The organism is Kitasatospora sp. NRRL B-11411, from assembly GCF_000721345.1.
In the GTDB taxonomy this organism is placed as follows: Bacteria; Actinomycetota; Actinomycetes; order Streptomycetales; family Streptomycetaceae; genus Kitasatospora; species Kitasatospora cineracea.
The window spans coordinates 15,277-30,285 of record NZ_JOGH01000026.1 but is presented as its reverse complement, the minus strand read 5'-3'; the positions used below and the strand labels follow the sequence as shown (position 1 = coordinate 30,285).

The following is a 15,009-nucleotide window of genomic DNA, read 5'->3' as shown; positions in this document are numbered from 1 at the left end:
CGCTCCCGCGCCCGACGGGCGGTCAGTCCTCGCCCAGGTACTGGCGGCGCACCGACTCGTCGTGCAGCAGCTCCGCGCCGGTGCCGGACAGCGTGATCTTCCCGGTGGTCATCACGTACGCCCGGTCCGAGAGCGAGAGCGCGGCCTGCGCGTTCTGCTCCACCAGCAGGATGGTGGTGCCCGCGGCCTTCAGCTCCACGATGGTCGCCATGATCTTCTGCATCATCAGCGGCGACAGGCCCATCGACGGCTCGTCCAGCATCAGCAGCTTGGGCCGGGACATCAGCGCCCGCCCCATCGCCAGCATCTGCTGCTCGCCGCCCGACAGGGTGCCGGCGGCCTGCTTGCGGCGCTCGGCCAGGATCGGGAACAGCGTGCAGGCCCGCTCCACGTCCTCGGCGATGCCCGCCGCGTCGCGCCGCAGGAACGCGCCGAGCAGCAGGTTCTCCTCGATGGTCATCCGCGGGAAGATGTGCCGGCCCTCGGGGGAGTGGGCCAGGCCCAGCGCGACGATCCGGTGCGCGGGCACCGTGTCGATCGCCTGCCCCTCGAACAGGACCTTGCCCGCGGTCGGCCGCAGCAGCCCGGACAGGGTGCGCAGGGTGGTGGTCTTGCCGGCGCCGTTGGTGCCGATCAGGGTGGTGACCTCGCCCTGCTCGACGGTGAACGAGATGCCCTTGACGGCCTCGATCTTGCCGTAGGCGACACGGAGGTCCTCGACCTCCAGCAGAGCGGTCACTGGCCGTCCTCCTGAGCTGCGGTGGTTCCTTCGAGCGGGGCGCCCAGGTAGGCGGTGACGACCCGTTCGTCGTTCTGCACGGTCTCCCGGTCGCCCTCGACGATCTTCTGGCCCTGCACCAGCACGGCGGTCCGGTCGCACAGGTTGAAGATGAACTTCATGTCGTGCTCGATCACCAGCACCGCGATGCCCAGGTCCCGGATGGCGAACACCAGTTCCTCGGCGGCCCGGGTCTCCTGCGGGTTCATGCCCGCGGTCGGCTCGTCCAGCAGCAGCAGGCCCGGCTCGGACGCCAGCGCCCGGGCGATCTCCAGCTTGCGCTGCTCGCCGTAGGGCAGGTTCCGGGCCAGGTGGTCGGCCTTCGCGCCGAGCCCGCAGAACTCCAGCAGCTCCCGGGCCCGCTCCCGGCCCTCCCGCTCGGCCCGCCGGTAGCCCGGGCCGCGCAGGATCGCCGAGAACAGCCCCTCCTTGGTGCGGGTGTGCCGGCCCACCAGGACGTTCTCCAGCGCCGTCATGTTGGCGAACAGCCGGATGTTCTGGAAGGTCCGGGCGATCCCGGCCTGGGTCACCAGGTGCGGCTTCGGCGGCAGCACCCGGCCCTTGTACGTCACGGTGCCCTCGGTCGGGACGTACAGCCCCGTCAGGCAGTTGAAGAAGGTGGTCTTCCCGGCCCCGTTCGGGCCGATCAGACCGACGATCTCACCCTGGCGGACCGTCAGGTCCACGTTGTTGACCGCGGTGAGGCCGCCGAAGCGCATCACCACGCCGGAGGCCTCCAGCACGGTCTCGGCGGACGGCGCGGGCGCCGCGGCGGCGGGGGCGGTGTCGGTGGTCACGGCGCTCACGCCCCTGCCTTGGTCGGTACGTCGTCGGTCGGGGCGGCCTGCGCGGGCAGCTGCGCCTCGTGGAACTCCAGCTGCTGCCGCCGGCCGGCGATCAGGCCCTCCGGGCGGAAGCGCATCAGCAGGATCAGCGCCACGCCGAACGCCAGCAGCTGGTAGGACTGCAGGAACTCCAGCTTCGCCGGGATCAGGAACAGCAGCGCCGCGCCCACCAGCGGGCCGCTGATGGTGCCCATGCCGCCGAGGATCACCGCGGCCAGCAGGAACGCCGAGTTCGGCGGCGTCGGGCTGCTGAACAGGTACTGGTCGGGCGAGATCGCGCCCGACACGTGCGCCTGCACCGCGCCGGCCAGGCCGGCCAGCGTCGCGCCCAGCGCGAAGGCGATCAGCTTCACCCGGAAGCCGTTGATGCCCATCGCCTCGGCCGCCGTCTCGTCCTCGCGGATCGCCACCCAGGCCCGGCCGATCCGGGAGTTGGCGACCCGGCCGAACACCGTCACCACGATCGCGGTGGCCACCAGCATCAGCAGCAGGTAGTTGCCGTTCTTGCCCAGGTGCAGGCCCGCGAAGTCGTGCGCCGAACCGAAGTCGAAGCCGAACAGGTTGACGTCCGGGATCGCCGCGATGCCGTTCGGGCCGTTGGTCAGGCTCGGGCCGGAGCGGCCGTCCAGGTTGTTCATGGCGATCCGGAAGATCTCGCCGAAGCCCAGCGTCACGATCGCCAGGTAGTCGCCGCGCAGCCGCAGCGTCGGCGCGCCGATCACCACGCCGAACACCAGCGCCGCCAGCGCGCCGATCAGCACCGCCACCGGGAACGGCAGGTGCACGCCGCTGAACACCGAGAACTGCGAGCCCGACACCAGCGCCGCCGCGTACGCGCCGACGCCCAGGAAGGCCACGTAGCCGAGGTCCAGCAGGCCGGCCAGGCCGACCACCACGTTCAGGCCGAGCGCCACCGTGGCGAAGATCAGGATGTTCGTGCCGATCAGCACGTACGTCTCGCTGCCCTGGGTGAACGGGAACGCGCCCGCCGCCGCGAACGCCGCGCCGGTGGTCACCGCCCGGTTCCGGGCGGTCAGTTCGCGCAGCCGGCCGATCGCGCCCGAGGCGAGCAGCGCCGCGGTGCCGAAGGCCGTCAGCAGCAGGAAGCCGACGAACAGCTCGCCGTACTCGGTGGAGACGCCGAACTCGACCACGCCCAGGCCCACCGCGAACACCGCGGTGACCACCAGGATCTCCGCCCAGGCGGGCAGCTTCCGGGCGGCGGGCAGCGGGCGCTCGATCCGGCCGATCCGCAGCAGGCCGTCCAGCAGCCGCCACAGCCGGAACCCGGCGATGGCCAGCGGCAGCGCGACGAAGAACCACAGGTTCTCGGTGAAGATCGGCCGGATGCCCGGCGGCACCGCGTGCAGCGCCCAGCCCTGGCCGAAGCCGACCCGCAGCACCACCGAGACCAGCAGCGCCGCGTACAGGCTCCAGTGCAGCTCGGGGTGGCGGACGGTGCGGCGGCGGTCCAGCGGCAGGCCGAGCGCGCCGAGGACGGCGAGCAGCGAGCCGGCCGCGGCCAGCCAGCCGCCCGGGTCCAGGTTGACCAGGCCGTTCAGCTCGACGGCGATCGCCACCACCGCGTACCAGCACACTGCCATGGTGCCCAGCGCGGCGAGCAGCACGCCGTTGTGGCCGCCCGAGGGGCTCAGCCAGCGCAGGCCCTTCAGGCCGGCCGCGGCCAGCGCCAGCAGCGCGGTCAGCAGGCCGCCGGCCAGCGCCAGCCACTGCAGGCCGGCCGGGGAGCCGTAGTACGTCAGGTCGCCGGGGAAGTCCGGCGTCCAGGTCCAGGACATGGCCGCGGAGGCGGCGGCGAGCACGCCGCCGAGCACCGCCGCGCCGTAGCCGAGCCGGGCGGGCAGCGGCAGGACGGGGGAGGTCTCGTGGGTCGTCGCAGTCGTCATCGTCCTCACACCCGATCCGCGACGCGCTCGCCGAGCAGGCCCTGCGGCCGCACCAGCAGGACCACGATCAGCAGCACGAACGCCCACACGTTGGCCCAGGCGCCGCCGCCGAGCTGGTGCATGCCCGGGACGTCCTGGATGTACGCGGTGGCCAGCGACTCGGCGACGCCCAGCACCAGGCCGCCCAGCATCGCGCCGTAGATGTTGCCGATGCCGCCCAGCACGGCCGCGGTGAACGCCTTCAGGCCGGCCAGGAAGCCCATCGTGAAGTCGACCTGGCCGTACCGCAGGCCGTGCGCGACGGCCGCGACGGCGGCGAAGGCCGCGCCGAGCGCGAACGCCACCACGATGATCCGGTCGGTGTCGATGCCCATCAGCTTCGCGGTGTCCGGGTCCTGCGCGGTGGCCTGCATCGCCCGGCCGGTGCGGGTCAGCCGCACGAAGGCGGCCAGCACCAGCATGCACAGCGGCGCGGCGACCAGCAGGAACAGGTCGTTGCGCTGCAGGTGGAAGGAGCCCAGGCCGATCGGGTCGCCCTCGAACTGCGGGAAGGACAGCGCCTTCTTGGCGCCCGGGTAGAACGCCCACACCACCTGCTGCAGCGCGATCGACAGGCCGATCGCGGTGATCAGCGGCGCCAGCCGGGGCGCCGTGCGCAGCGGCCGGTAGGCGAACCGCTCGGCGGCGGCGGCGGTGAGCACGGAGGCGAGCACACCGCCGAGGATCATGACCGGCAGCGCCAGCCAGAGGGAGGTGCCGTGCGGCAGCGCCGCGTAGGCGGTCAGCGCGCCGAAGCCGCCGATCATGAATATCTCGCCGTGGGCGAAGTTGATGAGCTGGACGATGCCGTAGACCATCGTGTAGCCGATGGCGATCAGGCCGTACATCAGGCCGAGCATCAGTCCGTTGGCCAGGTTTTGCGGCAGTTCGTGCACCGCGGGCCTCCGTGGATAGGGGGGTACGAGGAGGCGGAGGGCACTTGTGGTGCCCTCCGCCGTCACGGCTGTCTTGCGGGGGGAACGGTGCGGATCAGCCGGAGTAGGTACCGCTCTTGACCTTCTTCCACGCGCCGCCCTGGACGCTGTACACGGTGAGCTGCTTGTTGGTGGTGTCGCCGTACTCGTCGAAGGAGACCGGGCCGGTGACGCCGGTGAACTTCACCTTGCCGAGCTCGTCCAGCACCTTGGTGCGCAGGTCGTCCGGGACCTTGCCGCCGTTGTGCTCGACCGCGGCCTTGACCGCCTCGATGACCGACCAGGCGGCGTCGTAGGAGTAGCCGCCGTAGGCCGCGTACGGGTCCTTGTAGCCGGCCTTGGCGTAGTTGGCGACGAACTCCTTGGCGGTGTCCAGCTCCTCGACCGGGACGCCGACCGAGGTGGCCAGGTCGCCCTCGCCGTTGCCGTTGGCGAGCTTGATGAACTCGGGGTCGTAGATGCCGTCGCCGCCGAACAGCGGGACCTTGGCGCCGCCCTTCTTGATCTGGTCGCTCAGCGGGCCGGCGTCCGGGTACTCGCCGCCGTAGTAGACCGAGTCGGCGCCGGAGGAGGCGACCTTGGTGGCGACCGCGGAGAAGTCCTTGTCGCCCGGGTTGATGTGGTCGGCGCCGACCACGGTGCCGCCGAGCTGCTTGAACTCGGCCTGGAAGATGGCGGCCAGGCCCGCGCCGTAGGTCTTCTTGTCGTCGATGACGTAGACCTTGGTCTTCTTCGCGTCGTTGTACAGGTACTGGGCGGCGAACTTGCCCTGCACCACGTCGGTGGTGGCGGTGCGGAAGTACGACTTGTACTGGCGGGCGAACTGGTTCTCGCCCCACTTCGGGCCGAGCGACAGCTCCGGGCTGGTGTTGGCCGGCGAGACCTGGGCCAGCTTGGCGTCGTCGAAGACCTTCTGCATGGTCTGCGAGACGCTGGAGTTGAGCGGGCCGACCACGCCGACGACGCCCTTGGTGTCGACCAGGGCGGTGGCGTTCTGCTTGCCGGTGGTCGGGTTGGCCTGGTCGTCCTTGGCCTCGATGGAGAAGGTCACGCCGGGGACGTAGTTCTTCTCGTTGGCCTGCTTGGTGGCGAGTTCGACCGAGTTGCGGATGCCCAGGCCGAGGGCCGACAGGCTGCCGCTGATCGGCGCGTCGACGCCGATGACGACCTTCGTCCCGCCGCTCGCCTTGTCGGATCCGGAGCCGGAGCCGGAGTTGCCGCCGCGCGAACCGCAGGCGGAGAGGGTGAGCGCTCCGGTTACCGCAACGGCCACGACGAGAAGTGAGCTCTTTCGCACGACGAGGGTCTCCTTCTGGATCTGGAGGACACGCGCACAGGGCTGGCGGTGCCGGTAGCGACGGCCCGGCCCGAGAACCGGACGGAGCGGTGACTGGGCGTGACTCTAGACCGCCGCTGCCGACTCGGGCAGTGGGACGGGAGAGGCTGTGATTCTCTTGTTATGACCACGGCGGATGTTGATCTCACATCATGGTCGAAAACCCCAGGTGGAGCCCGAAATTCCGGGATCCGTCCCGAGTAGCGGATGGCCTCCTTCCTCAACTCCCTGGTCACGCAAGGGTTCGCCGATTATCGGACAGGTTTGTCCGGAGCTCACGGGGTGGTCGTGGGCGTCCGATAATCGGTACCGTCGCAGGCGGAATGCAGGGCGGCGGAGAGATCGCGGGCATAGGCGTCCCCCAGGATCTGACTCACGGTCTCCATTGCACGCGTATTACGCAGCGTTACATCGAGGAAAGGAAGGGTCGCGTCCGCCGGGGCTCCCGAGCAGTCCGTCACCTCCAGCCCCACCCGCAGCTCGATCGTCCCGCCGGACGGCACCGTCTGCGGCAGCCAGCCCGACACCCGCACGGTCAGGCCCGGGTAGCCCTGGCTCACCCCCAGCACGTCCACCGCGGCCGGGCCGGTGTTGCGCACCGTCAGCCGGAGGGCGAAGGAGTCCTGGTACCGGGGGGCCGGGCCGCCGTACTGGAACCTGGTCGACTGCGAGGGGAAGGGCGGCACCTGCTGGTGCGGCGGGGGCGAATTCGCCGCCTGCTCAGGATGGTTCGCGGCGTGCGCGATCGTCAGCCCCAGCGCCGCGATCAGCAAGAAACTTGCCAGCAGGTACTTCTGACGCCTGCTCAGCAACCGCGGCGGGCGCTCCGGCGGCGGCTCCGGGCGCAGCACGAGCGGCGTCCAGGTGCCCTCGCCCGGCTCGACCGGACCGAGGAACCCCCCTGGTCCGCTTGGCAGTTCGCGCTCTCCGGACATGGCGGCGCCCCCTCGTCCAGCCCAGGTTGCCCTTGGCGGGGCCCGGCCAAACTCCGAGGGGGCGCGTGCGGGACCGCGGTGCCGCTACAGGTCGCGCAGCATGCAGGTCAGCCGGCAGGAGGTGATCCGGCGGCCGGTGTCGTCCGTCACCGCGATCTCGTACGTCGCCGCGGTGCGGCCCTTGAAGACCGCCGTCGCCACGCCCGTCACCAGGCCCGAGGTGGCCGACCGGTGGTGCGTCGCGTTCAGGTCCACGCCCACCGCGTAGCGGCCCGGGCCGGCGTGCAGCATCGCGCCGATCGAACCCACCGTCTCGGCCAGCGCCGCCGACGCCCCGCCGTGCAGCAGCCCGTACGGCTGCTGGTTGCCCTCGACCGGCATCGTCCCCACCACCCGGTCCGGGGACGCCTCGACGATGGTGATGCCCAGCTTCTCGCCCAGGTGCCCGCCGGAGAAGGTGCTCGGGCTCACCCCCAGCTTGGCGAAGTGGTCCAGCACGTCCTGGGGCACTTTCAGTACGGGCGCCGAGTCGGTCATGGTGCTCCTGCTTCCGGGGGTTCGCTTCGTTGCGCGTCGATCGTACGACTGTCTACCCGCCGGTAGGGAGGCCCCGCGCCGCGCCGGGGATGTCGGCGCCGGGCCATAGGATCGGGGAGGCAGAGCAACCGGCAGGAACGGGACGTGACGTGGCGACACAGGGTGCGGGCAAGAGTGCGGCCGAACGGCCCCGGCTGATGCTGCTGGACGGGCATTCGATGGCCTACCGGGCCTTCTTCGCCCTGCCGGTGGAGAACTTCTCCACCGCCACCGGACAGCACACCAACGCGGTCTACGGCTTCGCCTCGATGCTGGCCAACACCGTCCGCGACGAGCGGCCCACCCACCTCGCGGTCGCCTTCGATCTCTCCCGGCAGACCTTCCGGTCCGCCGAGTACCCCGAGTACAAGGCCAACCGCTCGGCCACGCCGGACGAGTTCCGCAGCCAGATCCCGCTGATCGGCGAACTCCTGGACGCCATGCGGGTGCCCCGGATCACCGCCGAGAACTTCGAGGCCGACGACGTCATCGCCACCCTGGCCACCGCCGCCGCGGCCGAGGGCTTCGAGGTGCTGGTCGTCACCGGCGACCGGGATTCGCTGCAGCTCGTCAACGAGCACGTCACCGTGCTGTACCCCACCAAGGGCGTCTCCGAGCTGACGCGCTACACCCCCGAGAAGGTCGCCGAGAAGTACGGCGTCCGCCCCGACCAGTACCCGGACCTCGCGGCCCTGCGCGGCGACCCGTCGGACAACCTGCCCGGCATCCCCGGCGTCGGCGAGAAGACCGCCGCGAAGTGGGTCAACCAGTTCGGCTCCTTCGAGGAACTGGTCAACCGGGCCGACGAGGTCAAGGGCAAGGTCGGCGAGAAGCTCCGCGAGCACCTCGACTCCGTCAAGCGCAACCGCTTCCTCACCGAGCTCGTCCGGGACGTCGAACTCCCGCTCGGCGTCGCCGAACTGGCCCGCGCCCCGTTCGACAAGGACGAGGTCGCCCGGCTGATGGAGGCGCTCGAGTTCCGCAACCCCAACTTCCGCGACCGGGTGGCCGGCATCGACCCGGCCGGCGCCGAGTCCGCCGCCGCCGTCGAGGTCCCGGCCGGCCCCGCCGTCGACGGCGACCTGCTCACCGTCCCCGGCGCGCTCGCCGCCTGGCTGGAGGAGCACACCGGCGAGGCCGGGCGCACCGCGCTCGCCGCCGACTACAGCTGGGCCCTGGGCACCGGCAAGGTCGAGCAGGTCGCCCTCGCCACCGGCACCGCCGCCGCCTGGTTCGACCCGGCCGCGCTCGGCGAGGACGACGACCGCGCCTTCACCGCCTGGCTCGCCGACCCCAAGCGCCCCAAGGCCCTGCACATCGCCAAGCAGGTCATGCGGGCCTTCGCCGAGCAGGGCTGGCAGTTCGCCGGCGTCACCGCCGACACCGCGCTCGCCGCCTACCTGGAGAAGCCCGGCCGCCGCGCCTTCACCCTCGACGTCCTCGCCGAGGAGTACCTGGGCCGCTCGCTCGCCCCCGCCGCCGAGGCCGAGACCGGCCAGCTCAGCTTCGACTCCGACGAGCCCGACCCGACGGCCGGCGCCCAGGCCCTGATGACCCAGGCCCGCGCCGTCCACGACCTCGCCGTCCTGTTCGACACCCGGCTCGCCCAGGTCGGCGCGGTCGAGCTGTTCCACGACATGGAACTGCCGATCGCCGAACTCCTGGCCCGGATGGAGCGCCACGGCATCGCCGCCGACCGCGCGTGGCTGCAGGGCCTGGAGTCGCAGTTCGCGGTCGAGATCCAGCGCTGCGTCGAGGAGGCGCACGCCGCGGCCGGCCGCGAGTTCAACCTCGGCTCGCCCAAGCAGCTCCAGGAGGTCCTGTTCGGCGACCTCGGCCTGCCGAAGACCAAGAAGATCAAGACCGGTTACACCACCGACGCGGACGCCCTGACCTGGCTCGCCACCCAGACCACCAACGAGCTCCCGGTGATCCTGCTCCGCCACCGCGACCAGGCCAAGCTCCGCACCACCGTCGAGGGCCTGCTCAAGACCGTCTCCCCGCAGGGCCGGATCCACACCACCTTCAACCAGATGGTCGCCGCCACCGGCCGGCTCTCCTCCCAGGACCCGAACCTGCAGAACATCCCGGTCCGCACCGAGGAGGGCCGCGCCATCCGCCGCGCCTTCGTGGTCGGCGCGGGCTACGAGACGCTGCTCACCGCCGACTACTCGCAGATCGAACTGCGCATCATGGCCCACCTCTCCGAGGACGAGGCCCTGATCGAGGCCTTCGCCAGCGGCGAGGACCTGCACACCACCGTCGCCTCCCAGGTCTTCTCGGTCGCCCCGGCGGACGTCGACGCCGAGATGCGCCGCAAGATCAAGGCCATGTCGTACGGCCTCGCCTACGGCCTGTCCGCGTACGGCCTCTCCCAGCAGCTCGGCATCAAGCCCGCCGAGGCCCAGGGCCTGATGGACACCTACTTCGAGCGCTTCGGCGGCGTCCGCGACTACCTGCACAACGTGGTCGAGGAGGCCCGCGCCGTCGGCTACACCGAGACGCTGCTCGGCCGCCGCCGCTACCTGCCCGACCTCACCAGCGACAACCGGCAGCGCCGCGAGATGGCCGAGCGGATGGCCCTCAACGCCCCGATCCAGGGCACCGCCGCCGACATCGTCAAGATCGCCATGCTCCGGGTCGACGAGGCCCTGCGCGCCGCCGGCCTCACCACCCGGATGCTGCTCCAGGTGCACGACGAGATCGTCCTGGAGGTCGCCCCCGGCGAGCGCGAGCAGGTCGAGGCCCTGGTCCGCGAGCAGATGGCCGGCGCGTACCCGCTGCGCGCCCCGCTGGACGTCTCGGTCGGCGCCGGGGCGAACTGGGAGGCCGCGGCGCACTGATATTGCGTTGCGGGCGTCCGGCCGGCCCTCCGAGACTGGCCGGATGCCCACCTTCTCCGACAAGCCCACCCTGTTGGGCGAGAAGGTCCTCCTGCGGCCCGTGCGGCCGGAGGAGGACCTCCCGATGCTCCGCGTCATGCTCAACGACCCGGACGTGCTGCGCTACACCTCCAACGTGTACACCCCCGTCGCCCCCGAGTGGGACGAGGCGATGGAGCGCCGCGTCGTCGAGTGGTACACCACCCGCAACGAGCAGAGCGACCGCCTCGACCTGATCGTCGTCGACCGGGCCACCGGCCGCGGCGTCGGCGAGGTCGTCCTCAACGAGTGGGACGAACCCAACCGCGCCTGCAACCTCCGCATCGCCATCGGCCCCGACGGCCGCGACCGCGGCCTGGGCACCGAAGCCGTCCGCCTGCTCACCGACCACGCCCTCCGCGCCCTCGGCCTCAACCGGGTCTCGCTCTCGGTCTACGCCTTCAACGCCCGCGGCCGACGCGCCTACGAGAAGGCCGGCTTCAAGGTCGAGGGCGTCCGCCGCCAGGTGCTGCGCTACGGGGACGAGTGGATCGACGACATCGACATGGCCGCCCTCGCGGACGACTAGACCTGACGGCCCCGTCCCCGCGCGCGGCACTAGGCTTCGCGCACCGAGGACCGGCACGAACGCAGAGGTGGGGCCGTGAAGGCGTGGCAGGGGAAGGGCCGTCGGGCCGGGATCGTGGCGGCGGTGGCCGCCGCAGCGGTCGGCGGGGCGGTGTGGGCAGCGGTACCGGGTTCCGGTCCGCACCCGGCGTCGGACCCGGCGCCGCAGGCCGCCCCGGCGACACCGTCCCCCGGGACCACGACGGCTGCGCCCGAGGTGTCCCCGTCCCCGAGCGCCACGCCGAGCCCCACCCTCACCGGACCCCCTGCTGACGACTCCCCGGCGGCGGCCGCCACCCCGCACCCGACCGCCACCAAGCCCAGGGCGGCGAAGACCACTCCGCGCACCGAGGTCAGCCCCAAGCCCGCGCTGCCGGGCGAGGAGGGCACCTACGCCCGGCGTCCGGGCTGCTTCTACGACCCGCAGGGCCGGTTGATGACCTGCGACCCGGTCCTCACGGCGACGCCGCTGCCCAACCCGGCCGTCCCGGGCATCCCGTACGCCTCGCCGTCCCGGCAGACTCCCTGACGGCCCATCACTTGCGCGGGTTGGCCCGGCGGGTGGCCTCCGCCGTGGTGGGGTCCTCGGGCCAGGGGTGGCGGGGGTAGCGGCCGCGGAGGTCGGCGCGGACCGCGGGGTAGCCGGTGCGCCAGAAGGCGGCCAGGTCGCCGGTGACGGCGGCCGGGCGGCCGGCGGGGGAGAGCAGGTGGACGGTGAGCGGGACGCGGCCGCCGGCCAGGGCCGGGGCGGCGGACCAGCCGAACAGCTCCTGGAGCTTGACGGCGAGGACGGGCCGCTCGGGGTCGCTCGCGTAGTCGACCCGGATCCGGCTGCCGCTGGGGACGGTGATCCGCTCCGGGGCGAGCTCGTCCAGCCGTCCGGCCTGGCCGCTCGCCCAGGGCAGCAGGCGTGGCAGGGCGGCGGCGGTGTCGATCCGTTCGAGGTCGGCGCGGCGGCGGGCCCGGGAGAGTTCGGGCTCCAGCCACCGGTCGGCGGCGGCCAGCAGCGCGGCGTCGTCGACGTCCGGCCACGGGTCGCCGACCGTCCGGTGCAGGAAGGCGAGCCGTTCGCGCAGCCCGCTCGCGGCGGGCGGCCAGGTCAGCAGCGCCGAGACGCCCTCCCGTTCGAGCCCGTCCAGCAGCGCGGCCCGCAGCAGCGCCGGGTCGGGGGCGGCGAGCGGGGCGGCGGCCAGTTCGATCGCCCCCAGCGCCTCCACCCGGCGGGAGGTCACCTCGCGCTGCCGGGCCGACCAGTGCACCTCCTCGCGGGCGGTCAGCAGCGGCCCGGCCGCCCGCCGGGCGGTCGCCTCGTCCACCGCGACCGCCCGCAGCACCCGCGCGGACGGCGACCCGGCGGGCCGGTCGGCGACCGCGACGGCCAGCCATCCGCCGGCCGGCAACCGCGTCCCGGCCGGCAGTTGGGCGGCCGTCCCGGAGGCCATCAGGTACGCGCCGTCCCCGCCGTCCCGGGCCCGCGCCACCCGCTCCGGGTACGCCAGCCCGACCACCAGCCCGGCCGCGACGGCGTCGGACGGCCCGGACCCGCCGCCTGCCCCGCCGCCGGACTCCCCGTCGGACCCGGCGGGCAGCGCGCGTTCGAGGCGGCGGGCCTCGTCCTTCCAGCGCCGGGCGTACGGGTCGCCGGCGGCCCGGCGGACGGTGCGGTGGATCTCGGCCAGGTCGTCGCCGAGGGCGCGCGGCGGCTCCTCGGAGAGCAGCGCGACGAGTTCGGCGGCGCGGCGCGGCCCGACCGCGGGGGCGCCGTCGAGCAGCGCGCGGGCCAGCCGGGGGTGCAGGCCGGTGCGGGCGATGGCGCGGCCGCGGTCGGTGGGGCGGCCCGCCCCGTCGACGGCGGCCAGGGCGCGCAGCACCTCGCGGGCTGCGGCCATCGCCCCGGCCGGCGGCGGGTCGGGCAGGGTGAGGCCGGCGGCGTCGGGGTCGCCCCAGCAGGCGGCCTGCAGGGCGAAGGAGGTGAGGTCGGCGAGCGCGATCTCGGGGGTGGGGAAGCGGGCGGCGCGGGCGTCCTCGGCCTCGGCCCAGCACCGGTAGACGGTGCCGGGGGCCTCGCGCCCGGCGCGGCCGGCGCGCTGCCGGGCGGCGGCCAGCGAGGTGCGGACGGTGACCAGGGCGGACAGGCCGCGGGCGTGGTCGGTGCGCGGTTCCCTGGTCAGCCCGGAGTCGACCACCACCCGCACGCCCGGCACGGTCAGCGAGGACTCGGCGACCGAGGTGGCCAGCACCACCCGCCGCCGCTCCCCGGCGGCCAGCGCCGCGTCCTGCACGGCCTGCGGCGCCTGCCCGTGCAGGTGCAGCACCTCGACCCCGTCCGGGGACAGCTGCCCGGCCACCCGGGCGATCTCGCCCACGCCGGGCAGGAAGCACAGCACGTCGCCGTCCCGTTCGGCCAGCGCCCGGCGGACCGTCGCCGCGACGTGCGCGAGCAGCGCCGGGTCGCCCCTCGTGCCGTGCGGCGGGCGGACGGCCGACGGCGGCGGCGCCCACACCGTCTCCACCGGGTGCGAGACGCCCGCGGCGGCCACCACCGGTGCGCCGCCCAGCAGTTCGGCCCAGGCCGCGGTGTCGGCGGTCGCCGAGGCCAGCAGCAGCCGCAGTTCGGGACGGAGCGCGGCCCGGACGTCCAGCAGGAAGGCGAGTGCGGTGTCGGCGTCCAGGTGCCGCTCGTGGCACTCGTCGAGCACCACCGCGTCCACGCCCGGCAGTTCGGGGTCGCGCTGCAGGCGCTGCAGCAGGACGCCGGTGGTGACCACCTCGACCCGGGTGCCGGGCCCGACCTTCCGCTCGCCGCGGACCGTGAACCCGACCGAGGTGCCGACCGGCTCCTCCAGCAGCCAGGCCATCCGCCGGGCCGCCGCCCGCACCGCGAGCCGGCGCGGCTCGGCGACCAGTACCCGGCGCGGCGGGCCGCCGAGCAGCCCGGCCAGGGCCAGCGGCACCAGGGTGGTCTTGCCGGTGCCGGGCGGCGCGGACAGCACCGCCGCGCCGCTGCCGTCCAGCGCGGCGGCCAGCTCGGGGAGCACCGCGGCGACCGGCAGTGAGAGCCCCCCGGGCCGCACCGCGGTCAGCCGTTCCGGCGGGCGACGAAGATCGCCGTGCCGGGGATGTGCGCGCCGCGCAGCGGGCTCCAGCCGCCCCACTCCTGCTCCAGCTCCTCCGGCCACTCCGGCTCGACCAGGTCCAGCAGCACGAACCCGGCCGCGACCAGCTCCCGCACCCGGTCGCCCAGCGTCCGGTGGTGCTCGACGTAGGTGGCGACGCCCTGCTCGTCCTGCTCGACGTACGGGGTGCGGTCGAAGTACGAGGAGGTGGCGGTCAGCCCCTCCACCCCCGGCTCGTCCGGGAACGCCCAGCGGATCGGGTGCGTCACCGAGAACACCCAGCGCCCGCCCGGCCGCAGCACCCGGTGCACCTCGCGCATCAGCCGCCCGGTGTCCGCGCTGAACGGCACCGCGCCGTACGCCGAGCACGCGTGGTCGAACGAGCCGTCCGCGAACGGCAGCACCGCCGCGTCCGCCTGCACCACGGCGACGGGCTCCAGCCCGCGGCCGAGGTCGATCCGGCGCGAGTGCTGCAACTGCCGGTAGGAGATGTCCAGCGCGACCGGGCGCGCGCCCCGGGCGGCCAGCCAGCGCGAGCACTGCGCGGCGCCCGAGCCGATCTCCAGCACGTCCGCGCCCTTGAGCTCGGCCGGGTCGCCGAGCAGCCGCGCCTCGGCCTCGTCCACCCCCTCCGGGCACCAGGTGAACCGGTCGTCGCCGAGGAACTCCCCGTGCTCGTCCTGGTAGTCGTCCGCGTTCCGGTCCCACCAGTGCCGGCTGGCCCGGCTCGACTCCTGCTCCCCGGCCTCCCGCCGCAGCGCCTCGTCGCCGTCCTCCTCCCCGTCCGCCGGCTGCGGGACGGAGGGCACGTCGTACCCGGACGGGTCGTACCCGCCGGGCTCGTCGTCGCGGGGCTCGTCGGGACCGGGGGCGGTGGAGTGGGTCATGGAATCCGTCACGTAGGCTATGGGCTTGCGGAAGCGCCGCTGCCGCGGAGCCGGCCCTGTACGGGGACCGGGTCGGGCGGTGGCATTCGGGGTAGGGCCGCTGCTCCTGGTCGGTGCGAGAAGCGCCGTTGGAGGATATGGCCTGATCCGTCCCGGCCTCTACCGGT

Annotated in this window: 12 protein-coding genes; 3 read left to right on the top strand and 9 right to left on the bottom strand. The window is 73.5% G+C overall.

What is annotated here, in order from left to right; all coding sequences use genetic code 11:
• Positions 1-22: 22 nt before the first annotated feature.
• The 7 genes from IH44_RS0115185 to IH44_RS0115155 all read right to left on the bottom strand — a co-directional run bounded on the left by IH44_RS0115185 (position 23) and on the right by IH44_RS0115155 (position 7,312).
• Complete coding sequence (locus IH44_RS0115185) at positions 23-739, bottom strand: ABC transporter ATP-binding protein (protein ID WP_030460075.1); 717 nt, start codon at positions 737-739, stop codon at positions 23-25.
• A complete protein-coding gene (locus tag IH44_RS0115180; protein WP_030460074.1) occupies positions 736-1,584 on the bottom strand; it encodes an ABC transporter ATP-binding protein in 849 nt (282 codons plus the stop codon). The genes IH44_RS0115185 and IH44_RS0115180 overlap by 4 nt, the downstream gene beginning before the upstream one ends.
• Positions 1,581-3,530, bottom strand: coding sequence for a branched-chain amino acid ABC transporter permease (locus IH44_RS0115175; RefSeq protein WP_063759612.1), 1,950 nt, complete (start codon positions 3,528-3,530; stop codon positions 1,581-1,583). Before IH44_RS0115175 ends, IH44_RS0115180 begins: the two co-directional genes overlap by 4 nt.
• 5 nt (positions 3,531-3,535) lie before the next feature.
• Entirely contained in the window at positions 3,536-4,465 is a 930-nt protein-coding gene (locus tag IH44_RS0115170) for a branched-chain amino acid ABC transporter permease (protein ID WP_030460072.1), read from the bottom strand.
• Between the two features lie 94 nt (positions 4,466-4,559).
• Positions 4,560-5,801 (bottom strand): branched-chain amino acid ABC transporter substrate-binding protein, encoded by a 1,242-nt coding sequence (locus IH44_RS0115165; protein ID WP_030460071.1) that lies wholly within the window; start codon positions 5,799-5,801, stop codon positions 4,560-4,562.
• Positions 5,802-6,115: 314 nt separating this feature from the next.
• Positions 6,116-6,775, bottom strand: a complete 660-nt coding sequence (locus tag IH44_RS0115160) for a hypothetical protein (protein WP_051816926.1) — start codon at positions 6,773-6,775, stop codon at positions 6,116-6,118.
• Between the two features lie 84 nt (positions 6,776-6,859).
• Positions 6,860-7,312 (bottom strand): PaaI family thioesterase, encoded by a 453-nt coding sequence (locus IH44_RS0115155; RefSeq protein ID WP_030460069.1) that lies wholly within the window; start codon positions 7,310-7,312, stop codon positions 6,860-6,862.
• A 149-nt stretch (positions 7,313-7,461) separates the two neighbouring features.
• On the opposite strand from IH44_RS0115155, the gene polA reads away from it, so the two are divergent.
• From polA to IH44_RS46520, 3 genes are all read left to right on the top strand, one after another.
• Complete coding sequence (gene polA, locus IH44_RS0115150) at positions 7,462-10,194, top strand: DNA polymerase I (RefSeq protein WP_030460068.1); 2,733 nt, start codon at positions 7,462-7,464, stop codon at positions 10,192-10,194.
• A gap of 43 nt (positions 10,195-10,237) precedes the next feature.
• Entirely contained in the window at positions 10,238-10,801 is a 564-nt protein-coding gene (locus IH44_RS0115145; protein ID WP_030460067.1) for a GNAT family N-acetyltransferase, read from the top strand.
• A 255-nt stretch (positions 10,802-11,056) separates the two neighbouring features.
• Complete coding sequence (locus IH44_RS46520; protein WP_157852324.1) at positions 11,057-11,368, top strand: hypothetical protein; 312 nt, start codon at positions 11,057-11,059, stop codon at positions 11,366-11,368.
• A 7-nt stretch (positions 11,369-11,375) separates the two neighbouring features.
• On the opposite strand, the gene hrpB is transcribed toward IH44_RS46520, so the two are convergent.
• Positions 11,376-13,913 carry an ATP-dependent helicase HrpB gene (hrpB, locus tag IH44_RS0115135; protein ID WP_030460065.1) on the bottom strand — a complete coding sequence of 846 codons (2,538 nt, stop codon included), beginning with the start codon at positions 13,911-13,913 and terminating at the stop codon, positions 11,376-11,378.
• A 5-nt stretch (positions 13,914-13,918) separates the two neighbouring features.
• Positions 13,919-14,842 carry a class I SAM-dependent methyltransferase gene (locus tag IH44_RS0115130; RefSeq protein ID WP_232794951.1) on the bottom strand — a complete coding sequence of 308 codons (924 nt, stop codon included), beginning with the start codon at positions 14,840-14,842 and terminating at the stop codon, positions 13,919-13,921.
• Positions 14,843-15,009 lie beyond the last annotated feature (167 nt).

What these genes read in the sequence shown, in the direction of transcription:
- IH44_RS0115175 (WP_063759612.1), bottom strand. Translation starts at nt 3,530, where the DNA reads ATGACGACTGCGACGACCCACGAGACCTCCCCCGTCCTGCCGCTGCCC.
- IH44_RS0115160 (WP_051816926.1), bottom strand. Translation starts at nt 6,775, where the DNA reads ATGTCCGGAGAGCGCGAACTGCCAAGCGGACCAGGGGGGTTCCTCGGT.
- IH44_RS0115155 (WP_030460069.1), bottom strand. Translation starts at nt 7,312, where the DNA reads ATGACCGACTCGGCGCCCGTACTGAAAGTGCCCCAGGACGTGCTGGAC.
- IH44_RS0115145 (WP_030460067.1), top strand. Translation starts at nt 10,238, where the DNA reads ATGCCCACCTTCTCCGACAAGCCCACCCTGTTGGGCGAGAAGGTCCTC.
- IH44_RS0115130 (WP_232794951.1), bottom strand. Translation starts at nt 14,842, where the DNA reads ATGACCCACTCCACCGCCCCCGGTCCCGACGAGCCCCGCGACGACGAG.